This window comes from Actinopolyspora xinjiangensis, assembly GCF_900104475.1.
Classification (GTDB): Bacteria; Actinomycetota; Actinomycetes; order Mycobacteriales; family Pseudonocardiaceae; genus Actinopolyspora; species Actinopolyspora xinjiangensis.
Genome location: NZ_FNJR01000007.1, coordinates 246,763 through 270,442 on the forward strand (window position 1 = coordinate 246,763; position 23,680 = coordinate 270,442).

Annotated in this window: 26 protein-coding genes and 1 rRNA gene; 13 read left to right on the plus strand and 14 right to left on the minus strand. The window is 67.9% G+C overall.

What is annotated here, in order from left to right; all coding sequences use genetic code 11:
• Window positions 1–54: 54 nt before the first annotated feature.
• A complete protein-coding gene (locus BLQ75_RS12885) occupies window positions 55–2,511 on the minus strand; it encodes a putative bifunctional diguanylate cyclase/phosphodiesterase (RefSeq protein ID WP_092601955.1) in 2,457 nt (818 codons plus the stop codon).
• Window positions 2,512–2,869: 358 nt separating this feature from the next.
• Window positions 2,870–4,093, minus strand: coding sequence for an NAD(P)-dependent malic enzyme (locus BLQ75_RS12890; RefSeq protein WP_092601957.1), 1,224 nt, complete (start codon window positions 4,091–4,093; stop codon window positions 2,870–2,872).
• Between the two features lie 415 nt (window positions 4,094–4,508).
• Here BLQ75_RS12890 and BLQ75_RS12895 point away from each other — a divergent pair, with 415 nt between their 5' ends.
• Complete coding sequence (locus tag BLQ75_RS12895; protein ID WP_092601959.1) at window positions 4,509–5,117, plus strand: dTDP-4-dehydrorhamnose 3,5-epimerase family protein; 609 nt, start codon at window positions 4,509–4,511, stop codon at window positions 5,115–5,117.
• Window positions 5,118–5,287: 170 nt separating this feature from the next.
• Here the strand turns inward: BLQ75_RS12895 and BLQ75_RS12900 are convergent, their stop codons facing one another.
• Window positions 5,288–5,602, minus strand: coding sequence for a S26 family signal peptidase (locus tag BLQ75_RS12900; RefSeq protein ID WP_092601961.1), 315 nt, complete (start codon window positions 5,600–5,602; stop codon window positions 5,288–5,290).
• 84 nt (window positions 5,603–5,686) lie between these two features.
• On the opposite strand from BLQ75_RS12900, the gene sodN reads away from it, so the two are divergent.
• The 4 genes from sodN (at window position 5,687) to BLQ75_RS12920 (ending at window position 8,171) form a co-directional block, all read left to right on the plus strand.
• A complete protein-coding gene (sodN, locus tag BLQ75_RS12905) occupies window positions 5,687–6,094 on the plus strand; it encodes a superoxide dismutase, Ni (protein ID WP_043576769.1) in 408 nt (135 codons plus the stop codon).
• A 593-nt stretch (window positions 6,095–6,687) separates the two neighbouring features.
• The gene (locus BLQ75_RS12910; RefSeq protein ID WP_092601963.1) at window positions 6,688–7,191 is read left to right on the plus strand and encodes a GNAT family N-acetyltransferase; all 504 of its coding nucleotides are present in this window, start codon (window positions 6,688–6,690) and stop codon (window positions 7,189–7,191) included.
• Between the two features lie 81 nt (window positions 7,192–7,272).
• On the plus strand, window positions 7,273–7,767 hold the full coding sequence (locus BLQ75_RS12915; protein WP_211481340.1) for a GNAT family N-acetyltransferase: 495 nt from the start codon (window positions 7,273–7,275) through the stop codon (window positions 7,765–7,767).
• Between the two features lie 71 nt (window positions 7,768–7,838).
• Window positions 7,839–8,171 carry a hypothetical protein gene (locus BLQ75_RS12920; protein ID WP_092601965.1) on the plus strand — a complete coding sequence of 111 codons (333 nt, stop codon included), beginning with the start codon at window positions 7,839–7,841 and terminating at the stop codon, window positions 8,169–8,171.
• A gap of 121 nt (window positions 8,172–8,292) precedes the next feature.
• Here BLQ75_RS12920 and BLQ75_RS12925 read toward each other — a convergent pair whose 3' ends face one another.
• A complete protein-coding gene (locus BLQ75_RS12925; protein WP_244515490.1) occupies window positions 8,293–8,733 on the minus strand; it encodes a hypothetical protein in 441 nt (146 codons plus the stop codon).
• Window positions 8,734–9,068: 335 nt separating this feature from the next.
• On the opposite strand from BLQ75_RS12925, the gene BLQ75_RS12930 reads away from it, so the two are divergent.
• Window positions 9,069–9,995 (plus strand): diacylglycerol/lipid kinase family protein, encoded by a 927-nt coding sequence (locus BLQ75_RS12930; RefSeq protein ID WP_092601967.1) that lies wholly within the window; start codon window positions 9,069–9,071, stop codon window positions 9,993–9,995.
• A gap of 235 nt (window positions 9,996–10,230) precedes the next feature.
• Window positions 10,231–10,488, plus strand: coding sequence for a WhiB family transcriptional regulator (locus BLQ75_RS12935; protein WP_043576752.1), 258 nt, complete (start codon window positions 10,231–10,233; stop codon window positions 10,486–10,488).
• A gap of 251 nt (window positions 10,489–10,739) precedes the next feature.
• Here BLQ75_RS12935 and BLQ75_RS12940 read toward each other — a convergent pair whose 3' ends face one another.
• Together BLQ75_RS12940 and BLQ75_RS12945 are read right to left on the minus strand one after the other, a co-directional pair.
• Window positions 10,740–12,233: a PAS domain-containing sensor histidine kinase gene (locus BLQ75_RS12940; RefSeq protein WP_092602071.1), complete on the minus strand. Its 1,494-nt coding sequence runs from the start codon at window positions 12,231–12,233 to the stop codon at window positions 10,740–10,742.
• A 150-nt stretch (window positions 12,234–12,383) separates the two neighbouring features.
• Window positions 12,384–12,608, minus strand: coding sequence for a biotin/lipoyl-binding carrier protein (locus BLQ75_RS12945; protein WP_092601969.1), 225 nt, complete (start codon window positions 12,606–12,608; stop codon window positions 12,384–12,386).
• A 140-nt stretch (window positions 12,609–12,748) separates the two neighbouring features.
• On the opposite strand from BLQ75_RS12945, the gene BLQ75_RS24715 reads away from it, so the two are divergent.
• Complete coding sequence (locus BLQ75_RS24715) at window positions 12,749–12,829, plus strand: 50S ribosomal protein bL37 (RefSeq protein WP_033374540.1); 81 nt, start codon at window positions 12,749–12,751, stop codon at window positions 12,827–12,829.
• Between the two features lie 220 nt (window positions 12,830–13,049).
• Here the strand turns inward: BLQ75_RS24715 and rsrA are convergent, their stop codons facing one another.
• The 5 genes from rsrA to BLQ75_RS23455 all read right to left on the minus strand — a co-directional run bounded on the left by rsrA (window position 13,050) and on the right by BLQ75_RS23455 (window position 16,180).
• The gene (rsrA, locus tag BLQ75_RS12950; RefSeq protein ID WP_043576744.1) at window positions 13,050–13,373 is read right to left on the minus strand and encodes a mycothiol system anti-sigma-R factor; all 324 of its coding nucleotides are present in this window, start codon (window positions 13,371–13,373) and stop codon (window positions 13,050–13,052) included.
• Complete coding sequence (locus BLQ75_RS12955) at window positions 13,370–14,074, minus strand: sigma-70 family RNA polymerase sigma factor (RefSeq protein ID WP_043576741.1); 705 nt, start codon at window positions 14,072–14,074, stop codon at window positions 13,370–13,372. Before BLQ75_RS12955 ends, rsrA begins: the two co-directional genes overlap by 4 nt.
• A 575-nt stretch (window positions 14,075–14,649) precedes the next feature.
• Window positions 14,650–15,261: an alpha/beta hydrolase family protein gene (locus BLQ75_RS12960; protein ID WP_092601971.1), complete on the minus strand. Its 612-nt coding sequence runs from the start codon at window positions 15,259–15,261 to the stop codon at window positions 14,650–14,652.
• Window positions 15,258–16,001 (minus strand): SOS response-associated peptidase, encoded by a 744-nt coding sequence (locus BLQ75_RS12965; protein WP_092601973.1) that lies wholly within the window; start codon window positions 15,999–16,001, stop codon window positions 15,258–15,260. The genes BLQ75_RS12960 and BLQ75_RS12965 overlap by 4 nt, the downstream gene beginning before the upstream one ends.
• 5 nt (window positions 16,002–16,006) lie before the next feature.
• A complete protein-coding gene (locus tag BLQ75_RS23455) occupies window positions 16,007–16,180 on the minus strand; it encodes a hypothetical protein (protein WP_170837462.1) in 174 nt (57 codons plus the stop codon).
• Between the two features lie 6 nt (window positions 16,181–16,186).
• On the opposite strand from BLQ75_RS23455, the gene aroA reads away from it, so the two are divergent.
• The 4 genes from aroA to BLQ75_RS12990 all read left to right on the plus strand — a co-directional run bounded on the left by aroA (window position 16,187) and on the right by BLQ75_RS12990 (window position 20,346).
• Window positions 16,187–17,455: a 3-phosphoshikimate 1-carboxyvinyltransferase gene (gene aroA, locus BLQ75_RS12975; protein WP_092601977.1), complete on the plus strand. Its 1,269-nt coding sequence runs from the start codon at window positions 16,187–16,189 to the stop codon at window positions 17,453–17,455.
• Window positions 17,456–17,471: 16 nt separating this feature from the next.
• Complete coding sequence (gene rsgA / locus BLQ75_RS12980; protein WP_092602073.1) at window positions 17,472–18,482, plus strand: ribosome small subunit-dependent GTPase A; 1,011 nt, start codon at window positions 17,472–17,474, stop codon at window positions 18,480–18,482.
• Window positions 18,483–18,569: 87 nt separating this feature from the next.
• The gene (locus BLQ75_RS12985; protein ID WP_092601979.1) at window positions 18,570–19,388 is read left to right on the plus strand and encodes an SCO4651 family lipoprotein; all 819 of its coding nucleotides are present in this window, start codon (window positions 18,570–18,572) and stop codon (window positions 19,386–19,388) included.
• 136 nt (window positions 19,389–19,524) lie between these two features.
• The gene (locus BLQ75_RS12990) at window positions 19,525–20,346 is read left to right on the plus strand and encodes an SCO4651 family lipoprotein (protein WP_139182975.1); all 822 of its coding nucleotides are present in this window, start codon (window positions 19,525–19,527) and stop codon (window positions 20,344–20,346) included.
• Between the two features lie 149 nt (window positions 20,347–20,495).
• Here the strand turns inward: BLQ75_RS12990 and BLQ75_RS12995 are convergent, their stop codons facing one another.
• Both BLQ75_RS12995 and BLQ75_RS13000 read right to left on the minus strand, forming a co-directional pair.
• Entirely contained in the window at window positions 20,496–21,023 is a 528-nt protein-coding gene (locus tag BLQ75_RS12995; RefSeq protein ID WP_092601983.1) for a DUF6912 family protein, read from the minus strand.
• Window positions 21,020–22,450: a WS/DGAT/MGAT family O-acyltransferase gene (locus tag BLQ75_RS13000; RefSeq protein ID WP_092601985.1), complete on the minus strand. Its 1,431-nt coding sequence runs from the start codon at window positions 22,448–22,450 to the stop codon at window positions 21,020–21,022. The genes BLQ75_RS12995 and BLQ75_RS13000 overlap by 4 nt, the downstream gene beginning before the upstream one ends.
• A gap of 146 nt (window positions 22,451–22,596) precedes the next feature.
• Here BLQ75_RS13000 and BLQ75_RS13005 point away from each other — a divergent pair, with 146 nt between their 5' ends.
• Window positions 22,597–23,355, plus strand: a complete 759-nt coding sequence (locus BLQ75_RS13005; protein WP_092601987.1) for a TrmH family RNA methyltransferase — start codon at window positions 22,597–22,599, stop codon at window positions 23,353–23,355.
• A 146-nt stretch (window positions 23,356–23,501) separates the two neighbouring features.
• On the opposite strand, the gene rrf is transcribed toward BLQ75_RS13005, so the two are convergent.
• Window positions 23,502–23,619: ribosomal RNA gene (rrf, locus tag BLQ75_RS13010) — 5S ribosomal RNA — on the minus strand.
• Window positions 23,620–23,680: the final 61 nt, after the last annotated feature.

Below are 23,680 nucleotides of genomic sequence, written 5' to 3' on the forward strand. Positions count from 1 at the left end.
GTGCCGGAGGTTCCGCCACGCCACCACGCTCGGGAACCGGCGTGGCGAAGTCCCCTAGTTCCGGCCACGAGCGGCCAGGAGGGAACCGCCCGCCAGCATCGCGTGGAACTCGGGGGCGGGCACCGGCGGTGAGAAGAACCAACCCTGGTGCTTGTCGACCCCCGCTCCGAGCAGGGTGTCGAACTGCTGGGCGTTCTCCACTCCCTCGGCGACGCAGCTCCTCCCCATGGCGCCCGCCATGTCCACGACCGCCTTGGCCACCGCGAAGTCACCGCTGTCGGAGTGGATCTCGGAGACGAACCCGCGATCGACCTTGATGATCTGGGCGGGCAGCTCCTTGAGTCGCGCCAGCGAGGAGAACCCCGTGCCGAAGTCGTCCACCGCGAAGCGAGCGCCCCGGTTGACCAGCTCCCGCATGCCCGAACGAGTACGGGCGGGCAGGTCGACCAGCGAACTCTCGACCAGCTCCAGGACCACCCGGTCCCAGGAGATGCCCGCGTGCCTCACGCAGTCGGTGACGTAGTCGACGAAGTCGGGGTCCCCCGGCACCATCCCGGCCAGGTTCACCGCCACCGAGACCGCCGTATCACCCGAACCGGGCCACTCCGCCGCCTCGGACAGGGCGTTGCGCAGCACCCAGCGGTCGATGTCGCGCATCAACCCACCCTGGTCGGCCACCGGCAGGAACACCCCTGGGGAGAGCAGCCCACGTTCCTGGTGCGGCCAGCGCAGCAGGGCCTCGGCGCTGACGATTAGGCCGTGCCGGTCCACCACGGGCTGGTAGTACAGCGTCAGCTGGTCGTGATGGAGCGCCTCCCGCAGCTGCCCCTCCAGGTGGAGCTGGCTGTCGGCGGAAGCCATCAACGACGGCCCGGCCAACGAGACCCTGCCGGGGCCACCCCGTTTGGCCTCGAACATGGCGGCGTCGGCGAAGCGGAGCAGATCCGCACCGTCGTTGGTGCCGTCGGGGACCGAGGCACCGATGGAAGCCGATACCCGGACCAGCTGGCCACGCACCGGCACGGCCGTGCGCAACAGCCCGGAGACCCTGGTGGCCAACGAGTCGGTGCCGCCCACCTCGTGCACGTCGGCGCAGATGACCACGAACTCGTCGCCGGAGATCCGCGCCGCCACGCAGCCGTCCGGCAGTCCGCCCTCCAAGCGCCGGGCCAACGCCACGAGCAGATCGTCGCCCGCGTCGTGCCCCAACGAGTCGTTGATCCGCTTGAAGTTGTCGATGTCGCAGAACAGCACCGCGATGCGATCCGGGTCGCCCTCGGCGAGCATGCTGGTCAGCATCGCCTTGACCGCCGCCCGGTTCGGCAGCCCCGTCAGCTCGTCGTGGGTGGCCTGGAAACGCAACGCCTCGGCGTTGCGGCGACGCTCGGTCACGTCCTGGAAAACCACCAGCCAGGATTTCGTGCCGTCGTCGCGCACCGACAGTGCGGTGTGCAGCTCGCAGTAGACCGGTTGCCCATCGGAACGGGCGAGCATCCGCTGCACCGGTTCACCGCGCCGTCCTCGCGGGATGTCGCTCAGTTCGGTGGCGGCGAGTTCGATGTTCCCCTCGTCGGGGTGGGTGATCGCGCCGATCGTGTTGCCCCGTAAGGATTCCAGCGGGTAACCGAGCAACTCGCACATCGCGTCGTTGGCCTCGATCAGCCGCTCGCTCTCGTCGAACAGCCCGATACCGACCGGGACGACGCCGACGAGGTCGGTGAAGCGTTGGCTGGAACGCTCCATCCGGGTAACAGCGGTACGTTGTTCGGTCACGTCCTGTGCGGTGCCGACCAGCAGCGGGCGGTCAGCCACGTCGGTGATGACAGCACCGTGGCAGAGCAGGATGCGCATCGTCCCGTCCGGCCTGACGTAACGCTGTTCCACCTCCATGGGGATGTGGTTCTGGGTCAGTTCCCGCCAGCTACGGGCCACCCGCGGCTGGTCCTCCGGGTGGGTGTGACCGAGGTAGTACTCGAAAGTGGTCTCGGTGCCGGGTGGCGTTCCCGTGATCTCCAGCAGGGTCTCGGACAACCGGAGCTCGTTGGTGTGCGGATTGCCCTCCCAGGTGCCCAGCCCCGCGACACGTTGCGCGTTCTGCAACTTGCGGCGCTCGTTGGCCAGGGTCCGCGCGGTGGGGGTCATCAGGTCGGAGACGTCGACCAGCAGCGTGACCGTCAACCTGGGGTTGCCCCGGTTCGACCAGCTCAGTACCCGGAACCAGACGTCCTCGGGGCGGTCGCGCGGCTTGGCGAACTCGTCCTCGACAGTCAACAGGCCGGTCAGCGAACGTCCCGTGAGCTCACTTCCCCGAGCCGCTCCCAGCAGGGTGGCGGCCTGGTCGGTGGCTCGGATGACCACGCCGGACGGGTCACTCAACAGGGCGGGGGCGTCAGGCAGGGGCTCCACCGCCGCCCCGAGGTCCGCGGCCACGCCGGTACCGACCGGCTCGTACGCCTCCGGGGGATGTGGTTCCGCCCGGAGCCGTCGGTCCTGTTTGCTGCGTTCGGTCACGGACCAACCTCCGCATCACCACTGCGTTCGCGCCATGCCTCCGCACCGGCTGACCCCTCGATAGTGACTTGCGCCACAAGGGATGGTTCCGACCATACCGGCGTTCGAGTGAAAAGCTAAGCCGTGACGTCACCGTTACGGCTGACTCCTCTCAAGCTGGGACGTGCAACAGTCGACAGCGTGACGCTGTGTCGAGCAAATCACACCGCATTGTTCGGAGCCGAGGAGGTCGGTGAGCGGACCTGGTCCGTGAGCACCGGTCACCGGCGAGGCGGAGTCCCTCCCGAAACGAGCCGGACCCGGTCGACGGCGGCAGCACCCTCGACCGGGTCCGATTCACGCTGGGACGCGGCGGGAATCAGGCCGTGGCGACTCCGTCCTCGCGAGCGGCCTCGGCGACGGCGGCGGCGACCTCGGGGGCCACCCGGGGATCCAGCGGACTGGGCACGATGTAGTCGGCGGACAGCTCCTCCGAGGCGACCGCCGCGATCGCCTCGGCAGCCGCGACCTTCATCCGGTCGCTGATCATCCGGGAACCGGCGTCGAGAGCCCCCTTGAAGATGCCCGGGAACGCCAGCACGTTGTTGATCTGGTTCGGGAAGTCGCTGCGACCGGTGGCCACCACGCTCGCGTGCCTGGCCGCCACCTCCGGACGGATCTCCGGATCCGGGTTGGACAGCGCGAACACGATCGCGTCCTCGGCCATGGTCGCCACCAGTTCCTCCGGGATGGTGCCCGCCGAGACCCCGATGAGCACGTCGGCGCCGTGCAGGGCCTCGGCCGGCCCACCGGTGACGTGGCGGGGATTCGTGCGCTGGGCCAGTTCCGTCTTGATCGGTGTCAGGTCGTCCCTGCCGGAGTGGATCACGCCGCGCGAGTCCGCCACGACGACCTCGGCGACCCCGGCGGCTTCCAGGATCTCGGCGCAGGCCACGCCCGCGGCACCCGCCCCGGAGATCACGACACGCAACGAACCGAAGTCGCGACCCGACAGCTCGCAGGCGTTGCGCAGCGCGGCGAGCGTGACGACCGCCGTGCCGTGCTGGTCGTCGTGCATGACCGGGCAGTCCAGCGCCTCGATCAACCGGCGTTCGAGGTCGAAGCAGCGTGGTGCTGCGACGTCCTCCAGATTGACCGCACCGAACGAGGGACGCATCCTGACCAGGGTCTCGACGATCTCGTCGTTGTCGGTGGTGTCCAGCACGAGCGGAATCGAGTCCAGCTCGGCGAAGTTCTTGAACAGCGCGGCCTTACCCTCCATGACCGGCAGCGAGGCGCGGGCACCGATGTCGCCGAGCCCCAGCACGGCGGTGCCGTCGCTGACGACGGCCACGAGCCGGCTGGTCCACGTGTAGCGGGAGGTCAGCGCCTCGTCCGCGGAGATCGCACGACTGACCTTGGCGACGCCCGGCGTGTAGGCGATGGACAGGTCGCGCGGATTGGTCAGCGCGGCGGTGGGGGCGATCGCCAACTTGCCGCCCTCGTGCGCGCCGAATATCTCCTCGTGCGTGAGCTCAGCGCTCGGCGAGGTGGGCAGATCGGGGGAATCGGACGTGTTCTGATGATCACTAACGGTGGTCACGGCGTCCTCCTGTTGCCTTGACCTGGCCGCCGCGAGCAACTTCTCCGGCGGCAGATGGGCGACGCCGCACGCCGGGCGAACTGGTGCCACTCGGCGGGACGTCTAGGGGCGACCGAGACTGACTGCCCCGGTCCGGGCAGCAGCTCGGCGGACGCTGCGGTCCACCGAGTATGTCAGCCGACCCCAGGGCTGTCTGCGACTAGGATCACACCTCACCAGTACCTTCAACAAATTGTCAACACTCTTTCCGGTGATCGTCCCGCCGAGGGCGCAGCCGTTGCCACGACGCGGCGACGGTGCCCTCCCCTCGTGGCTCCGACCGCTCTCCGGTCCAGCCGCGCGCCAGGCGCGACGAACACGGCCCCGGACGGAGCCTCTGCGACCGGGCGAACGGATCGATTAATAGGCTTACGACGTGGAAATCCGTCGACTGGGCATCAACGGTGCCGTGGAGTTCACCCCTCCGTCCTTCCCCGATCACCGGGGACTGTTCGCGGCTCCTTTCCAGCAGGAGGCGTTCGCCGCGGAGCTCGGACACCGGCTGCCGGTAGCACAGCTCAACAACAGCGTGTCCCACCGGAACGTGGTTCGGGGCGTACACTTCGCGGACGTACCGCCGGGACAGGCCAAGTACGTCTACTGCCCACAGGGGAGCCTGCTCGACGTGGTGGTCGACGTGCGGGTGGGTTCGCCGACCTTCGGCCAGTGGGAGGCCGTACGACTGGATCCGGAGAGCTACAGGGGGTTGTACCTGGCTGAGGGGTTGGGGCACGCCTTCGCCGCGCTGTCCGACGACACGGTGATGATCTACCTCTGTTCGACGCCGTACAACCCTCCGGCCGAGCACGCGGTCGATCCTCTCGATCCCGAGCTCGACCTGCCGTGGCGCGACCTGGACGCGGAACCGGTGCTGTCCGAAAAGGACCGTTCAGCACCGTCGCTGGCCGAGGCGAGAACGGCCGGTCTCCTGCCCCAATACGAGGACTGCCTGGCCCACTACGAGCGGCTTCGCTCGGCTGGGTGAGCGCTCGCGACCGAGCCGGAACCGGCCCGTGCGACCGGGACGCCACAGGACACCGCAAACAGTTGTGACTCTCCGTGTTCGACCTGGCGTCCCGACGTCCGCTCCGTCGCTGACCGGAAAACCAGCCACCGCAACCGAAGCGAACGAGAACCGGAACCGAGAGCGGTCACTCAGTGTATCCGCCCGGGACGGGGAACGAGCCGCCAGCGCAACACTCCCAGTACCTCCGCGGGACCGAGTTGCCGGGAATCGGTGGAGGCCGCCGCGTGGTCACCGGTGACGTGCCAGCCGCCCTCCGCCCGGCACACCGCACGCTTCACCGAGAGCTGCGCCGGCCTGGACGGCCACCTGACCAGCACGACGTCACCGGGGCTCGGCTCGGTGCGCAACCGCAGCAGCACGATGTCCCCGTCCCGCAGTGTGGGAGCCATCGAGGGCCCCCGCACCCGCAGCCTGCGCCAGCGCAGCCGACCGAGCGAACTCACACCTACCTCCGTAAGACAACGACGATCGTAACGGAGTAGGGTCGGCCCCGTCGGAGCATTCACTGTCACTTTCAGGGAGGAAGTATGCGACTCCTGTCGCGGCTTCTCGGCCCGCGTCTGGAAGCCACTGCCCACTGCGACCTGCCGTGCGGCGTGTACGACCCGGCCCAGGCACGGATCGAGGCCGAGTCCGTCAAGGCCATCCAGGAGAAGTACCAGAACAACGAGGACCCCGAGTTCCGCACTCGCGCGATCAACATCGCCGAGCAGCGCTCGGAGCTGGTCAAGCACCACCTGTGGGTACTGTGGACCGACTACTTCAAGCCTCCGCACTTCGAGAAGTACCCGCAGCTGCACGAGCTGGTGAACAAGGCCACCAAGGCAGCCGGGGCGGCGGGCACCAAGGGCTCGATGGACCCTGCCACCGGCCAGGAGCTGCTGGACTACATCGCCGAGATCGACAAGATCTTCTGGGAGACCAAGAAGGGCTGAGCGCCCGATAGGTCCTCGTACGGCGTCGGTCGACGGCGAACGCCCTCGACCGGCGTCGTTTTTCATCTCCTGACGGTGTTTCGCCCTCCACCATTGGACGCCACCGGAACCGCCCGATGTGTACGAGGTATCCGAACCGAGGAACGGCGGAAGGCTCCGCACGTGGACGAGTGAATTCGTGAAACCCCTGGTTCCTTGAAAAGGCCGGTGGGCGATTCGTTTTCCACTCCCGACGGTACAGCGCGAGCTCATCGGGGCGCCCGCAAGCCGCCCGCCCCGGGCTGCCACCGCGCACTACGTCTCCTTCGAACGAGCAGGTGCCTACCGGGAACGTGTCTCCGGGAGGGACGGAGTCGCGAGGTTCGCCGGTAGGGCGGACTCGCCGCGAACCTCGTCGTGCGCGGCCGAATCGAACGGACCCGGGAGCCGCTCGCACACCTGAACATCGGTATGGCGCGGCGGCTGTCCGTACGACGCTCGGAGCCGAGCGGAATTCGGATCCGCAGCGCTCGTAAATCGGTTGAGCCGGGCAACCCGCACTGTGAGTATCTCTTCCGAATGTTTCCACCCGCATTACCGAAACGGAAACCGTCATGAGCGTGGAGATTCGAAAGGCCGAGCGCGGCGAGGAACAACGACTGACGTGGATCCAGCGGCAAGCGTGGTCCCCGGAGACGAGCCCGGCACCACCCCGGCCGTCCGGGGAGTCGATCTTCGACGGGCACGTCGAGGCGGGCAATGTACTGGTCGCCGATGCGAGCGGTCTCGCGGTGGGATTCTCGAAACTCGTCCCGCTGACCACCTCCTCTCCCCGGCTCGCCGGTACCGGCGACCACGTGCAACAGCTCCACGGCCTCTCGGTGCTGCCCGATCACCGGGGTCGAGGCATCGCGCGGATGATGCTGGCGGCCGTGCGCGCCGAATCGCTGCGGCGCGGTGCCACCCGCGTCACGCTGCGCGTACTGGGTACCAACCAGCGTGCGATGCGGCTGTACCGCGCCGCTGGTTACGAGGTCGAGGGCAGGCTGCGCGGCGAGTTCCGCATCGGGGACCGGTTCGTCGACGAGGTGCTGATGGCGCTGGAACTGTCCTCGTGATCTCCTTCGAGGCGTACTCCACGAGAACGTCACGACACCGAGAAGATGATCACGTGAGCACGATTCGGTTAACCTGAACGGGTGCTGGATCACGCTGGGAGCAACGGAGTACGACGAGTCACCGAAGCGGACGTGCCCACCGTGGTGCGGCTGGTGCACGAACTCGCCGAGTACGAGAAGGCACCCGAGCAGTGCGAGCTGACCACCGAACAGCTGCGCCGGGCACTGTTCGGGCCCTCCCCCGCGCTGTACGGGCACGTGGCCGAGCTCGACGGTCGGGTCGTGGGGTTCGCGCTGTGGTTTCTCAACTTCTCCACCTGGCGCGGCACCCACGGCATCTACCTGGAGGACCTCTACGTCGAGCCCCGGCACCGACGCCACGGGCTGGGGCGGGCGCTGCTCGCGGAGCTCGCGCGGGAGTGCGTCGAGCGGGGATACGCCCGACTGGAGTGGTGGGTGCTGAACTGGAACGAACAGGCGATCGGCTTCTACGAGTCCATCGGCGCGATCCCGATGGACGAGTGGACCGTCTTCAGGTTGACCGACGACGCACTCGGACGAATGGCCCACGGTTGACGGATTTCCCACGGGCGACAGCACGGTAATCTGCGAAAACAACACGCACCACACCAGCGCGAGGTGTCACCATGCCCACTCGCCCGATCAGCAGGTACTTCAACTACGGGCTCACTTTTCGCTGGGCACAAGGCGATCGGGAAATCGCGGTCAAACGGGGCTACGTCGTGGAGGGCAACCCGTTCATCGAGGTCGCCCGCCCGAAGCACTTCACGATCGCGGACCGGCCCAACGAGGACCCGGCCCGGGACCGCGAGACCTGGATAGCGGCGATCCCGGCCAACCCCTCGGACTGGGACAAGCCGGGCTCGCTGGCACGCCTGGCCGAGAGCTGGGCGGCGGCCAATCCGCGCAGCCTGCCCGCGGAGAACCGTACCGAGGGAGGGACGAGTCAACGGCGCTGAGACACGGCTGGGCACGCCCGTCCCGCCGCGCGTCCGGTCAGTTCGGAGCAGCGCGCTGGGTGCGCTCACACTCCGACGGGGAAGGAATCCCGGTCCGTGACCGAAGCCGGGGTCACTCGGGTCACCCCTGGCGGTCTCCCCGCTCCGCGTCGGGAGCGGCGCTGGAACGCAGCCACCAGTCCCTGCCGGCACGGTTGAACAGGCACCACAGCACGAACACGGCGGGCACGGCGAAGGCGAAGGCCGTCAGCGGGCTGTCCGAGGGCCCCATCGCGTACCAGGAGACGCCGAGCAGCAGCAGCTGTAGCAGCAGTACCGGAGTGCGGGCCCAGTGCTTGCTCCGCAGCAACCCGATCCCCGCGACGAGCACACCGAGGGAGATGAGCCCGAAGTAGCCCGCTTCACCGTAGGTGGAAGTGCGGGTGAGCGAACCCACCGACCCCAGATCGGCCTGGCTCGCCCGCACCAGCAGGGCTACGACGAACGCGATACCGGCAACCGCCTGCAACACGGTCACCACGCCTGCCAGGCGCACTGTGCGGGGGGCTGTCGCTGCCGACACGGGGGCCTCTTTCCTGGGGAACGCGTCCACGGTCACGCCCCGGGGGCTCGCACGGGCGATCCCCGTCGGCTCGAACGGCTCCGTCCCGACCCCCACGGCACGAAAGCCCCGACGGCTCTACGGGCGAAAACCCGGGAAGGGATGCTCCGGCCGCTCGCACGCGGGCCCCTGGGCGACGGTTTCGAGGGTAAACCACCCGTCGCTCGTGACGGTCCTCCACCGGGCGCGGGCGGAGGGGCCGGGAGACCCGTCCGCGCGAGCGGCTGGTTTCCGGGGGGGGGGCATCGGGGCCGGTGGTGCTGAACACTTCCCCGGAGACTGACTAGGCTACGGGTGTGCGCGCCGTTCTCGTAGTCAACCCGGAGGCGACCTCGACCAGTGCCGCGGGCAGGGACGTGTTGGCACACGCCCTGGCCAGCGAGGTCAAACTCGACTTGGTGGAGACCCGTTACCGTGGTCACGCGGCCGACACGGCCGCACGCGCCACTCTCGACGGGGCCGAGTTGATCGTGGTGCACGGCGGTGACGGCACCGTCAACGAAGTCGTGAACGGGATGCTGCGCACGGAGCCGGCGACCGTGGCGGAACGTCCCTGCCTGGCGGTCATCCCCGGTGGCTTGGCCAACGTCTTCGCCGGAGCACTGGGCGTACCCCGGGATCCGCTGGAGGCGACCCACGGGCTGTTGCGCGCCCTGGACGAGCAGCGCGGCCGCTGGATCGGACTCGGCAGGGCGGACGACCGCTGGTTCACCTTCAACGCGGGGGTGGGGATAGACGCCGACGTGGTGGCCGAGGTGGAGCGGCTGCGCGGCAAGGGTCGCCGGGTGACGCCGTGGTTGTACACCGGCGCCGCGACGCGCTGCTACCTGAACGGTGTCCGCCACAAACCACTACTCACCGTGCAGGCCGATGACGAACCTCCCGTGACCGCGTTACACGCGGCCATGATCTCCAACGCGGACCCTTGGACCTACCTGGGCCGCAGACCGGTGCACACCAACCCCGAGACCAGCTTCGAAACGGGTATCGGCGTGTTCGCACTGGGCAGCATGCTCCCTCACTCTGTGTTACGACATGTAGTGCAGATGCTCAGCGATAGAGCTAAACCACACGGAAAAACCCTTTTTAGGCGTGCGAACATCAGCAGGTTGCGAGTAACCTGTGAGCGGCCGCTGCGAGTACAGGTCGACGGCGACTCCCTCGGCGAGCTTTCAGTGATCGATTTCGAATCGGTCCCGAAGGCTCTTTACGTCGTCGGATAACTTGCCGCAGCGGAAACACCACACAGGGTCGGCCACACCGCCTCCGGTGGTCACCTACCCCAGGTCAAGATCTGTCGATCTTCCGGGTGAGCTCACTCACTCGGGTGCGATCGTCCCCTTGACATTACGCGAGTTCGTGAAAGCATTCACAAGCGCACGGACTCCGTGAAAGCATTCACAAACACCCCGAACCAACGACTGGCGCGCATTGGCGTGCCTAGCGAGGAGCGAAACGATGGACTGGCGCGACCGTGCGGTTTGCCGTGACGAGGACCCCGAACTGTTCTTCCCCGTCGGGAACAGCGGTCCTGCCCTGCTGCAGATCGCCGAGGCTAAGGCTGTTTGCCGTCGTTGCCCCGTTACTTCCGAGTGCCTCGCGTGGGCGCTGGAGACCGGCCAGGACGCAGGCGTATGGGGCGGTATGAGCGAGGACGAGCGTCGCGCGCTCAAGCGCCGCAACTCCCGCACGCGTACCCGCACCACCAACGCCTGAGCGACCGAGAGACCCCTCCCGACGGAAATCCGTGAGCGGAGACGGGCCAGCCCCGTACGGAATTCCGCGGGAACGTCGAATCGGACGCTCGGCGGCCGTGACCCCGCAACAACCGCACAACACCATCGGTCGATCCGCGTCGATGTCGGTCGCGAACGCGATCATCGCGTTCCACAGGGGGGCCGACAGGATCGATCGGAGCACCCTCCCCCGGTGTGCACCCGCTATCGACGCGCCCCAGCCGCGGCGAATCAACGACGGTACTTCAACGGAACTCGCAGCACCGCCTCGGTACCCCGTTGGTCACGCCCGCGCAAACTCAACGACCCCCGGAGCTCGGACTCCACGAGGGTCCGCACGATCTGCAGGCCGAGACGTTCGGCGTGCTCGAGGGAGAAGTCCTTCGGCAGGCCCTGACCATCGTCGGAGATCACCGCGTCCAGCCAGCGCGCCGAACGCTCCGCCTGTACCACGACCTCACCACCCTCGCCCTCGGCGAAGGCGTGCTCCAGAGCGTTCTGGACCAGCTCGGTCAACACCATCACCAGCGGAGTCGCCAGTTCGGCGGCGACCACGCCGAAGCGCCCCTGCCTGCGCACGTTCACCCCGGCACCCGCGCTGGCCAGGTCACTCATCATCGGGATGACCCTGTCGACGACGTCGTCGAGGTCCACCCGTTCGTCGACCGACATCGACAACGTCTCGTGCACCAGAGCGATCGAGGTCACCCGGCGCACCGATTCGTCCAGCGCCTGCTTCGCCGTGTTGTTGCCCGTCCGCCGGGACTGCAACCGCAGCAGCGCCGCCACCGTCTGCAGGTTGTTCTTGACCCGATGATGGATCTCCCGGATCGTGGCGTCCTTGGAGAGCAGGGCCCGATCCCTGCGCTTGACCTCGGTGACGTCCCGAACCAGCACCAGCGCCCCCGCCGCCTGACCACGTGGCTGCAGCGGCAGCGCCCGGAAGAGCACCGTGGCACCGCGGGCCTCGGCCTCGATCCGCATGCCGGGTTGGCCGTCCAGCGCCTGCCGGATCCGCTGCGAAACCTCGTCGGCGTCGAACGGGTCGGACAGCAGGGAACGGGTCAACGGCGCCAACTGCCCCCCGACGAGGTCGGCCGCGTGCCCCATCCTGTGATAGGCCGACAACGCGTTGGGACTGGCGAACACCACCGTTCCCGCACTGTCCAGCCGGATCAGCCCGTCCCCCACCCTGGGGCTGGTGTGTACGTCGGGGGAAGGCTCGGCGGTGGGAAAACTGCCGTCGGCGATCATCTGGCAGAGATCGGCGGCGCTGCCCAGGTACGAGATCTCCAACGGGCTCGGCACGCGCGGCACCGCCAGGTTGGTGTCCCTGCTCAGCACCGCGACCACGGAATTCTCCAGCCGCACCGGGATGGTCTCCCGCCGGACGGGCACCCCCATGTGCCACCGGGGGTCCTCCTCCCGACAGATGCGCTTCTCCCGCACGGCCCGCCGCAACTGCGGGTGATCGGGTGGGGTCACCTCCGTTCCCACCAGATCCTCCGAGTGGGCCGTCGGCGCCGTCGTGGGGCGGGCCTGGGCGACGCAGAGGAAGCGGTTGTCGCCCGCGGGATCCTCCTCACCGACCGGTACCCACAACAGGAAGTCGGCGAAGGACAGGTCGGAAAGCAGCTGCCATTCCGCCACCACGAGCTGGAGATGATCGGCCGTCGTCCCCGACAGACCGGTGTGTTCGGCCAACAGATCACTGAGAGTGGACACGATCAGCCCTTCCGACCGAACTCGCAACGAAAGCCCGGCACGCCGCCTCGACGAAGCGGTGCCGCTCACCACGAACACGGTGCCCGTCCACCACCACGCCTCGGACTCGGCCGAACGGGCCCCTCGACAACCGGTGCGAAAGCGGCCCGTTCAGTTCGGGTTCTCGATCACGGCCAGCAGGTCCCCCTCCCGAACCACGTCGCCCGGGCCCACCGCGATCCGGTGGACGCGCCCCGGCCGCTCGGTCAGCACCGGGATCTCCATCTTCATCGACTCCAGCATGACCACCGAGTCCCCGTTGCCCACCTGGTCACCCACGGCCACGTCAACCGTCATGACATTGGCCACCATCTCGGCGCGAATCTCGTGTGCCACCAGTTACCGCTCCTCTTCCGGACCCCGTCCGACTGACGCTCGACCTCCAGGAAACCACGCGGGCAACCGCCCACGAACAGCAGGTCACCGCGCATGTCAGACTGTGGGGGGTCGAATTCGAGTCGGATTAGGAGTACTCAATGGCCAAGCGGGCCCGCAAGAAGAAGGCCGCGCGCAAGAACAACGCCAATCACGGCAAGCGTCCGCTGCGCGGCAAGTGAGGGTTTTCGCGGACCGTGCGGCTCGTTCGCGCCACCGCGGCAACACGCCGCGTCCGCACCCGAACGAAGTGGCCCCGAACCGGTCCGACCGGTTCGGGGCCACTTCTTCGTGCTGTCCGGAGAGCGGTCGCTGCCTGCGCGGAGATCGATCGGGGCGCACCGGAGCACGGCGGATCGTTCGCACGCACGACGGTGGGCCGGACCCGCACGCGCGAGCGCGCTACGAGTTCTTGCTGCGAACCTCGACCGAGGTCCCCTCCGGGCTGTCCTCGACCGTCACCTCCGCCTGGCGCAGCACGTTCTCCCTGATGGAGTTGCGCAGCCTGTCGCGCAGTTCCGGCGGGGCGTGCTCACCACCGCACTTGCGGTGCAACAGTTCCTTGAGGTGCTCTTCGATGCCGTAACGTTCCAGGCAGGAGTTGCACTCGTCGAGATGCTTCCGCAGGGCGGCACGCCGTTCCTGATCGCACTCGTTGTCCAGGAAGAGCCACACCTCGGCGAGCACGTCGTCGCAGGAAGTCCGCGAATCGTCGCAACAGCTCACGGCGTACTCACCTCCCGCTCACCGGATCGCAGAAAGCCGCGTTCACGCGCCACGTCGGTCAGCATCCCGCGCAGCTGCCTGCGTCCGCGGTGCAGCCGGGACATGACCGTACCGATCGGAGTATCCATGATCTCGGCGATCTCCTTGTAGGCGAACCCCTCGACGTCCGCCAGGTAAACCACCATGCGGAACTCCTCGCCCAGCTGCTGCAACGCGTCCTTCACGTCGGTGTCCGGCAGCCTGTCGAGCGCCTCCAGCTCGGCGGAACGCAGCCCGCTGGAGGTGTGGCTCTCCGCCTGGGCCAACTGCCAGTCGGCGATCTCGTCCGTGGGCTGCTGCTGCGGCTGGCGCTGCCGCTTGCGGTAGCCGTTGATGTAGGTATTGGTGAGGATGCGGTACAACCAGGCCTTGAGGTTGGTCCCCCTGGTGTAGGACTTGAACGCCGAATACGCCTTGAGGTAGGTCTCCTGTACGAGATCCTCGGCGTCGGCCGCATTGCGCGTCATCCGCAGCGCGGCACCGTAGAGCTGGTCCAGCAACGGCATCGCGTCACGTTCGAAGCGGGCGACACGCTGTTCGGCGGTCTCCGTCACCTCGGAGTCCGCCTGCTGCGTCGCCGCCTCCCGCGACCGTTGCTCACCGCTCTCCGCGGGCTGCGCGTTCTCGGCAGGACTGGCCTGCTCGCTGTTGGTACCAGGCACCGGGCTCCTTCCCCGCCACCAAGACGAAAGTGGAGATGGTGACGCCCCCATGCCCTCACCGACATGAGTACCCTCCCAGGATACCCCGGTACCGCCACGCGCACGCCTCGTGGAATCCCGCGAACCACGTGACGGTACGCACTCCTTCAAGCTGGGCTGCTGGCCGTCGTGGACGGCCGTACCACTCTGCTCGGTCAACACGCCCCGTCCAACAGCGCACGACGGCGCGCTATTCCACCCGCCGGTCCGATCCCGATCACCACTCCCGTTGAACCGCCGCCACGAACGGATTCACGCTCGTGACACCGCGAGTCGGACTTCCGGCGGGGCAGAGTCGATTTCTCGCGAAACCGCCGCGCCATCAGCGCCGACGGGGGCCGAACCGCGGCCACCTCTCCCCGGAACGGACTCCGACCACTCCCGCAGTCGGCACCGCCGCGATTCTCCGATGCGGCTCTCGCGAGAGACGGCGCCGACGTTGTGTGGTCGCTGCCCGAGGCCCCAGCGCCCACTCACGAGACGTGCGATGAGACTCCGCGACAAGACCGGCTCGGACACCGGCCGGAAAGCCCCGATCAGTCCAGGAGGCGAAGTACCCTGCCGAGCCACTCGGAGACGGCACGCGAAACCGCTCCGGTGTCGGCCCGCAGCGAGTGGTCGCCGGGAACCAGCACCACCTCCCGCTGGGAGGACGGCTCAGGTTCCCCGAACGGATCGCTCTCCCCCTGCACCACCAGAGTCGGCACCTCGACGCCGAAGAGCTCGTCACCGCGGTCCTTGTCCGGCTTGCCGGGCGGGTGGAGCGGGAACGCCAGGCACAGCACCGCCGAGGCCCCGCCCGCCTCGGCCGTACGGCAGGCCACCCGCGCCCCGGAGGAACGTCCACCGAAGATCAGTGGAAGTTCCGGGAACCACCGCTGTCCCAGGTCCTCGGCCACGGCCAGCCAGCAGGTGTCGAGCTGTCGCGCGGGTGCGGGCGCCCTGCGACCGGCCACTCGGTAGGGCTGCTCGACGAGCGCGACGTGCACTCCCGAGGACGTGGCTGTGCGTGCCGCGCACACCAGGTCCTCCGCGTCGAATCCACCGCCGGCACCGTGGCCCAGCAGCAGCGCCGCACGTCCCTCGGCGGCGCTGTGCAGTTCGGCACGGGCGACGCCGTGCGGCGTGTCCACCTCGACTCTGGTCATGATCCGAACAGGGCGTCCTTCTCCGGAACCGGCTCGGTGAGGCCGGGACTGTTGTTGGCCACGCTGTTGACCGCTCGGGAAACCGGGCGCATCCGAAAACCACCCACCAGATCGGCCGAGGGAGGCACCAGCAGGTCGGTGACGTCCTGATTGTCCGGGTCCAGCCACGTCGCCCAGTCCCGCGGCGACAACACCAGCGGCATCCGCTCGTGAACCTCGGCGAGCTCACCCACCGCCTCGGTGGTCAGCACCGCGCAACTGACCAGGGGCTCGGCCGAGGGATCGGCGGGATCGCGCCAGGTCGCCCAGATCCCCGCCATGCCGAGACTGGAATCGTCGGCGGTGGTGACGTAATAGGGCTGCTTGGGACCGTTGCCCGGCTTCCACTCGTACCAACCGTCTGCGGGCAACAGGCAGCGGTAGTGGCGGACGGCGCCCCGAAAGGCCGGTTTGGTGGCCACGGTCTCGGAACGCGCGTTGATCATCCGGCTTCCCACCGAAGGGTCCTTGGCCCACTTCGGCACCAGACCCCAGCGCATCACCCGCACCGTGCGCTCGGAGGTGTCCGGATCGGGGTTGCCCTCGGTGTCACGCGGATGTCGCTGGACGACGCTGAACACCGGCTTGGTGGGGGCGACGTTGTAGTCGGGCTCGGGTGCTCGCGAACCGGTCGCGTCACGGGCGTCGAACTCGGCGGCGAGCTCGCCCGGCGACTTCGACGAGGCGTACCTACCGCACATCGCTTTCACACCTCCACCACCGCCGCGAAGCGGCAGACCCCGAAGAGCGGGAACCGCACCTGCTGTTCACGTTGCACGTATGCTCCCAGTTCCGCCGCGAACTCGCGCAACCCACACCCGGTCGAACCGGCCCAACCCACACCCCGAACCCAGGGCGCGGCCCGCGTGTGCGAGACCATCGACACATGAGCGCACCATGGTCCGCCCCGCTCGCACAGGACGCGGTACACGCCACCGTCGAGATCGCGGGTTCCAAGTCGATCACCAACCGGGCGCTGGTCCTCGCGGCACTGGCATCCGGCCCCTCCACACTACGATCTCCCCTACGCAGCAGGGACACCGAGCTGATGGCAGGCGCGTTGCGCGCGCTGGGTGTGGACGTCGCCGACGGCCCGAACGACGAGTGGCTGGTCACACCCACGACGCCGCACGGTCCGGCGACCGTCGACTGCGGGCTCGCCGGAACGGTGATGCGCTTCCTGCCGCCGCTGGCGTGCCTCGCCGAGGGCACGATCACCTTCGACGGGGACCCGCGGGCACGGGAACGACCGCTGGACACTGTGTTGCACGCACTGCGCGACCTGGGGGCTCGAGTGCGGGGCGACAGCCTGCCGTTCACGATCGAGGGATCAGGCGGGCTCCACGGTGGTGAGGTCACGATCGACGCGTCGGCCTCCTCGCAGTTCGTATCCGGGCTGCTGCTTTCGGCCGCCAGGTACGACCGGGGGATGACCGTACGGCACGCCGGCTCGGCGGTGCCGTCACTGCCGCACATAACGATGACGGTGGAGATGCTGCGCGCCCAGGGGGTCGATGTCGACGATTCGGAGCCGGACAGCTGGACCGTGTCCCCGGGCAAGATCGAACCGCTCGACCTGCGGATCGAACCGGACCTGTCCAATGCCGCGCCGTTCCTCGCGGCCGCCGCGGTGACCGGCGGCGAGGTCACCGTTCCGAACTGGCCGACGCGCACGACCCAGGCCGGCGACGCCATGCGGTGGATTCTCCAAGAGATGGGGGCCCGGGTCCGGCTGGACGAAACCGGGTTGACCGTCACGGGGCCCGAACGGCTGCGCGGCGTGGACGTGGACCTGCACGAGATCGGAGAGCTCACCCCCACCGTCGCCGCGATGGCCGCGCTCGCGCACGGCGAATCCCGGCTGCGGGGGATCGCACACCTGCGCGGGCACGAGACGGATCGGCTCGCGGCGCTCCGCGCGGAACTGACCAACCTGGGGACGGAGGTCTCGGAGCATCCCGACGGGCTGACCATCCTCCCCGGGCCGATGCGCGGTGGGCAGTGGCACTCCTACGCCGACCATCGAATGGCCACGGCGGGGGCGATCCTGGGGCTGCGGGTTCCGGGGACACGTGTCGACGACATCGCGACCACCGGCAAGACCCTGCCCGACTTCCCCGGGCTGTGGACGAGCATGCTGGGTGCACAGCAGTGATCGGAACGGAGCGGTGATGGCCAAGCGGGGGTGGCGAGATCTCGACGAGTCCGACGTCCGGGTGAGGCCCAACCGGCGCAACAGCAGGCCGCGCAGCAAGCAGCGCCCCACGCACTCCGATGCCGTGGTGGGGATGGTGGTGGCCGTCGACCGGGGCAGGTGGACGTGCGCCGTCGACGGGAATCCCCGGCACCAGGTGGTGGCCATGCGTGCCAGGGAGCTCGGCCGCACCCCCATCGTGATCGGGGACCGCGTCCGGCTGGTGGGTGACACCTCCGGCGAACCGGACACGTTGGCGCGGATCGTGGGCGTGGCGGAGCGGAGCAGTGTGCTGCGACGCACCGCCGACGACACCGATCCCTACGAGCGGGTCGTTGTGGCCAACGCCGAGCAGCTGGTGATCGTGAGCTCGTTGACGGATCCGCCGCCCCGCTCCGGGTTCATCGACCGCTGCCTGGTCGCCGCCTATGCCGGTGGGCTCACCCCCGTGCTGTGCCTCACCAAGGCCGACCTGGCCGCGCCGGAAGAGTGGATCTCCGGGTACGCGGAGCTGGGGATCTCCGTACTCACCACCCGGCTCGACGTCGAGCCGACCGAGCTGCGCGCGACGCTGGAGGGCCGCGTCTCGGCGCTGGTCGGGCACTCCGGCGTGGGCAAGTCGACACTGGTCAACCGGCTGGTCCCGGAGGCGGCACGTGCCATCGGCCGCGTCAGCGAGGTCGGCAAGGGCAGGCACACCTCGACCTCGGCGGTGGCGATGGCGCTGCCCGGCGCGGCGGGGGGATGGGTGGTGGACACCCCGGGCATCCGTTCGTTCGGGTTGGCACACGTCACCGCCGACGATCTCGTGGACGCCTTCGAGGACCTCGCCGAGGCCGCGGAGGAATGCCCGCCGAACTGCGGTCACCTGGGTCCGCCCGAAGATCCGGACTGCCACCTGGACACGTTCGTGGCGGAGGAAGGGCATGGAGCGCAATTGAACTCACTACGGAGGCTGCTGCGCTCGCGCACGGGACGTGACGAATGAATCATGTTCATAAAATTCTTCGCTACCGGGTACTCCCCGTTGCTAGGGTTCCGCCCCGATCAGAACGATCGTCGCGGAAGGATCCGAATGCGAAGACTGGCCATCGGGCTGACGGCGCTGGCTCTGACGGGCATCACCGCCTGTGGCTCCGGACAGACGGCCCAATCGAACGACCCCACCGGCGAGGACTCCCCCGAACAGTCCGAGCAGGAGCTCAACCCACTGTCGAGCACCTCCGCGCTCGGCGATGCCGTCAGCGAGGCCATGCGGGAGACCAGCACCGTCAAGGTGAGCATGCGTGCCGAGAACTACCCGGTCAGCACGGCCGAGATGGTGAACTACGACTGCGAGATGGAGCTGATCGGGCCGCGTATGCACTGCTCCGGTCTCCTGGACTTCATCCTGGACTCGGGTGAGTTCTACATGAAGCCTCCCGAGCGGATGCGGGAACAGCGCGGCATTACCGAACCGTGGGTGAAGCTGCCCGCCGGAAAGCTGGGGCAGAGCAGCACCGACTTCAGCCAGCTGAGCAAGTTCGGTGACATCGAGCGGATGCTGCCCGAGGGTTCGACCATCGGCGAGAAGCGGAAAACGGAGCTCGACGGCAGGCAAGTGGTCCGCTACGACGTGACCGTCGACATGAACGTGACGCTCGAGAAGGGCGAACAGCAGTACCGGCAACGCGCACAGCGGATGCTGGACAGGGGTGTCGAGGAACTCGAATACGTCTTCTGGGTCGACGAACGCGGCCTGCCGATGCGGATCACCAGTGAGACTCCCGACATAGCGGGTATCCCTCCGGACGCACGAATGGTGATCACCTACTCGGACTGGGGCGAGCCGGTCGACATCACCGTCCCACCCGCCGAGAAGATCGACGAGCAGTACACCCAGGATCCTGTCTGAAGGTCACCGGCGCACGGCACCCCGGGAAAACCGCGTGACGGGAAATCCCCCCGAACCACCACGTGGGCTCCCGAAGCTTTGCTAACTTGCGCGATGATCCACCCACTCGGGTGAGTCGCAGTGAAGGGAGTTTCTCGTGCGCCGCACGACATTGGCACTGTCAGCGCTGGCACTGATCAGCACCCTGGGGGCGTGTAGCACGTCCTCCCCCGACCAGGCGAGTGATACGGGCGGAGGAGACAGCCAGTCGCGGTCCTCCGACTCCACGCGGACGTTCCACAAGGTCTCCGGCCTCGTCTCGCAGACTTCCAACAGCATGGACAGCGAGCAGACGGTGACGATGGAAACGGAGATCGAGGGAGGCGGCACCGGTCTCCAGGGCTCGATGTTCTCCGCCATGGGCGGGCAGACCTGCCAGATCGACCTGGGCGCCAACAAGATGGGCTGCGACGGCGCGATGCCGATGGTGATGACCGAGAAGGCCGTCTACTTCAAGATGCCCGGCAGCTCCCAGAACGGCAAACCGTGGACGAAGACCAGCCTGGACTCGGCGGACATGTCCGGCAACATGGGGCAGCTCGGCAGCATACGTCAGTACTCGGACATCGAGACCATGCTGCCTGAGGGCTCGACGATCGAGAATACCGAGCGGGAGAAGCTCAACGGTAAGCAGGCGACCCGCTACGAGATCGTCACCAACCTGAGCGAGGCCACCGCCCAGTCCGGGAGTTCCGCCCAGAAGCTCTACGAGTTCCTGCGCGAACAGGGCATCGAGCAAACGCGGAAAACCGTGTGGATCGGGCCGAACGATCTGCTGATGAAGGTGGAGTCGACCAACCCCTCGATGGAGATAGCGGGACAGAAGATCCCCGAGATCACCACGAAGGTCACCTACTCCGACTGGGGCGAGCCGGTCGACATCACCGTCCCACCCGCCGAGAAGGTCCAGAGTTCCTGAGCCTTCGGTGGAACACGCGGGCAACCGCGCGTCCCACCCGGTCGGCTCCGCTCACAGCCCCACCGCGGAGTCGACCGGGGCCACGCGGCCGAGCACCTGGCCCCGATGGGCCGAGACACCACGAATCCCTTCCCCGAGCCGGGCGGCGGTCACATCAGTTCGAGCATGAACGGCACTTCCTGCGGGGCGAACCAGGCCAGCTCGTGGTCCTCCGCGTCCCCCAGCGCCAGCTCGGCCTTCTCGTCACCGAGATCGGCGTCGTCGACGAGCGGAGCGGCCCGCCGCACCGCCTCCTCGGCCTCGACGGTGTCCACGTGCACTGCCGCGATCTTCTTCCACGGCACGGGATTGGAGAGCCGGACGACGGCATGGTCCAGATCCGGCCGCAGGGTGGCTTCCTCGTCGCGCACATCAGCGGAGACGACCACCCGTCGCGGGTGTTCCGCTCCTTCCCGCTCGTCCTCCCCGGGCTCACCGAGCTCCGTGGAAACCAGCCTAAGCGAAGCACGGGCCGCCTCTCGCATCGCCACGTCCTCCAGCTCCTCGGCGTCCCCGCTCGAATACGACTCCCGCAGTGCCGGGGTCAGCGCGAAAGCCGTGCCGCTCAACGGCCGCAGCTGCTGCTGTTCGAAGAAGTCCCGCAGCATCCGCACCGTAGCGGGCAAGTAGATCCTCATACCTCGACCGTCCCGATCATCTCTTCCACCGACTCCTCGATCATCCCAGCAAGGACGTCCACATCCGGCATGGCGGCCCGGTCGGCGTTCAGGCCGATGAACACTCCACCGTTGTAGGAAGTGATCCCGACGGCCAAGGACTGGTTCTTCACCAGGGGAACCACCGGAAAGATCTCGGACATCGGCGCACCGGCCGCGTACAACGGTACCTGCGGCCCCGGAACATTGGTCACCAGCACGTTGAAGAGCCGGTTCGACAGCCCACTCGCCACCCGCGCCCCCAGCGCGTGCAGGGTGGGAGGAGCGAACCCGGAGAGCCGCACCAGTGCGTCCGCCCCCACGGACTGCCCCGACTCGACGTGCGCGCGCATGGCATGACTCACCTGCTGCAACCTGATGACCGGGCTGGGCTCCCCCACCGGCAGATCGACCAGGTACGAGGAGACCCCGTCGAACGGGAAATCCCCCGCTTCGGCACGTACAGCGGCGGCGGGACCGTCGGCCCGGACGGAGACCGGGACCATGGCCCGAACGGTGCTGCGCGTGGTGACCACCTCGCCCCTGGACAACAGCCAGCTCCGAAACGCACCGGTCAATACCGCCAACACCACGTCGTTGACGGTGCCGCCGTACCGGCGCCGCACACCTCGGAAGTCCTCCAGCCGTGCCCGCGCGACCGCGAACCTGCGCTGCGGCGAAGTCGTCCCGTTCAGCGGAGTTCCCGGCGGAGGAACGGCGGCCGTGCGCAGGGCCGAGTAGATGCCCGTGGCGGTTCCCGCCAGCTTGCGCAGCGTGGCGGTGGCGTCAACCGTGGCGGCACGAAGGTTCTCCACCACCTCCCCAGGACGACGAACGGCCTCGGTGACGGCGTTGACCGCCAACCCGACCGCCCCCGGTTCGGGACGCGGGCGCCACGGAACCTGCCGGGCGACCCGATGTTCCGAGTGTTCCGACGGGCTGGTTTCCAGGATCAGCTGGCCGATGTCGATGGCACCGATACCGTCGATCATCGCCTGGTGCGTCTTCGTGATCACCGCGGTTCGCTCATCCGACAACCCCTCGACCAGGTAGACTTCCCAGAGCGGCCGAGTGGTGTCCAGCTTCTTGGACATCAACCGCTGGGTGAGGTCGTGCAGCTGCTCGTCGTTGCCCGGCCGTGGCAACGACGAACGACGTACGTGGTAGCTGATGTCGAAATTCCGGTCGTCCACCCATACCGGCCTGGCCAGGCGTCCCGGAATCTGCACGACCTTCTGCCGGTAGCGGGGGACCAGTGCGAGTTTGCGTTCGATGAACGAGACCACGAGGTCGTAGTCGAACCCCGAACTCGGCCGCCGGAAAACGGCCACACCACCGACGTGCATCGGTGTGGTGTGGTCCTCCAGATACAGAAACGAGGCATCCAACGCGGACAACCGATCGGACATGACCGCGATACTGACACACGGTGCACGTCGAACGAAGTGACTCCGAGAGGCCGGTGGCACCGGGGTCCCGGCGAGCACGCGGATCGATCGCCGTTGACTCCGCCCGGCCCGTTCCGCCGGCTCTCCCCGAAAGGAAGCTCCCAGCAGTGCAGGAAGTATCACCACGTGACCGATTCGTCACCGTCTACGGCCGCAAACCGGTCCTGGAAGCCCTGTCCGACCTCGAACTCCGCGTGGACAAGGTGGTGCTCGCCGAGGGAATCAGTGGCAGCGTCGTCCGTGAGATCAAGGAGGCCGCCGCCGACCGGGCCGTACCGGTACGACGTGCCAGCGCGCATCGCGTGAAGGTGCTGGCGGGTAACGGACGGCACGATCAGGGCGTGGTCGCCGACGTGATCGCCCGCAAGATGCGTCCGCTGGAAGAAGCCCTCGCCGATCCCGCCAGCGCTCCGCGCGACATGCTGCTGCTGGACGGGTTGACCACACCGGCCAACGTGGGAATGATCCTGCGCACCGCGACAGCTTCCGGCATCGACGGCATCGTGCTGCCGCACCGAGGAGTGGCCAATGTGGACCCGTTGGTAGTGAAAGCATCGGCCGGTATCGCCTTCCACGCTCCGATCCTGCGCAGTCCGGACGCGGGAACCGCCGCGGAGACCCTCTCCGACGCCGGGTACCCACTGTACTCACTGGACGCTCATGCCGGACCGAACCTCTTCGAGGCTGACTTCCCGCAGCGGGCCGTGTTCGTACTGGGCAGCGAAACAGCCGGACTGTCCGAAGCGGTGGAGCGACGAGTGACCGAACGGCTGCGCATTCCGATGTACGGCGGTGTCGAATCGTTGAACGTGGCCACCGCTGCCGGTCTGGTCTGCTACGAACTGGCTCGTCGAAACGGGTGGTGAGTGAATCCCAGAGTGTTCGCGTGTTTGTGGGTGTATCGACTATGGGGGTGGAATCGCAGTCATACGACGGTGGGGGCGTTTAGGGAAGTGGGGACGTGTTTTGGCCCCACCCCCTTTGTGGTGGGGGTGGGGCCGGTGGGGGGTTGGGTCGGCGGTGTCCGTGTCTCCCACACCCGTGGGGGTGCAGTACCTGGGGCGCTGGAGGGCTTAGCTGCCGGGTTCGGGATGGGGTCCGGGCGTGTCTCCTCCGCTGTGGCCACCGACCCAAGTGTTGGGGGCTGTGTGCCAGCCGGTTGTGTTCAATTGGGGTGATGGGGGGTGGTGG

What these genes read in the sequence shown, in the direction of transcription:
- sodN (WP_043576769.1), top strand. Translation starts at nt 5,687, where the DNA reads ATGCGACTCCTGTCGCGGCTTCTCGGCCCGCGTCTGGAAGCCACTGCC.
- BLQ75_RS12910 (WP_092601963.1), top strand. Translation starts at nt 6,688, where the DNA reads ATGAGCGTGGAGATTCGAAAGGCCGAGCGCGGCGAGGAACAACGACTG.
- BLQ75_RS12920 (WP_092601965.1), top strand. Translation starts at nt 7,839, where the DNA reads ATGCCCACTCGCCCGATCAGCAGGTACTTCAACTACGGGCTCACTTTT.
- BLQ75_RS12935 (WP_043576752.1), top strand. Translation starts at nt 10,231, where the DNA reads ATGGACTGGCGCGACCGTGCGGTTTGCCGTGACGAGGACCCCGAACTG.
- BLQ75_RS24715 (WP_033374540.1), top strand. Translation starts at nt 12,749, where the DNA reads ATGGCCAAGCGGGCCCGCAAGAAGAAGGCCGCGCGCAAGAACAACGCC.
- BLQ75_RS12960 (WP_092601971.1), bottom strand. Translation starts at nt 15,261, where the DNA reads ATGACCAGAGTCGAGGTGGACACGCCGCACGGCGTCGCCCGTGCCGAA.
- BLQ75_RS12965 (WP_092601973.1), bottom strand. Translation starts at nt 16,001, where the DNA reads ATGTGCGGTAGGTACGCCTCGTCGAAGTCGCCGGGCGAGCTCGCCGCC.
- BLQ75_RS23455 (WP_170837462.1), bottom strand. Translation starts at nt 16,180, where the DNA reads ATGGTCTCGCACACGCGGGCCGCGCCCTGGGTTCGGGGTGTGGGTTGG.
- aroA (WP_092601977.1), top strand. Translation starts at nt 16,187, where the DNA reads ATGAGCGCACCATGGTCCGCCCCGCTCGCACAGGACGCGGTACACGCC.
- rsgA (WP_092602073.1), top strand. Translation starts at nt 17,472, where the DNA reads ATGGCCAAGCGGGGGTGGCGAGATCTCGACGAGTCCGACGTCCGGGTG.
- BLQ75_RS12985 (WP_092601979.1), top strand. Translation starts at nt 18,570, where the DNA reads ATGCGAAGACTGGCCATCGGGCTGACGGCGCTGGCTCTGACGGGCATC.
- BLQ75_RS12995 (WP_092601983.1), bottom strand. Translation starts at nt 21,023, where the DNA reads ATGAGGATCTACTTGCCCGCTACGGTGCGGATGCTGCGGGACTTCTTC.
- BLQ75_RS13000 (WP_092601985.1), bottom strand. Translation starts at nt 22,450, where the DNA reads ATGTCCGATCGGTTGTCCGCGTTGGATGCCTCGTTTCTGTATCTGGAG.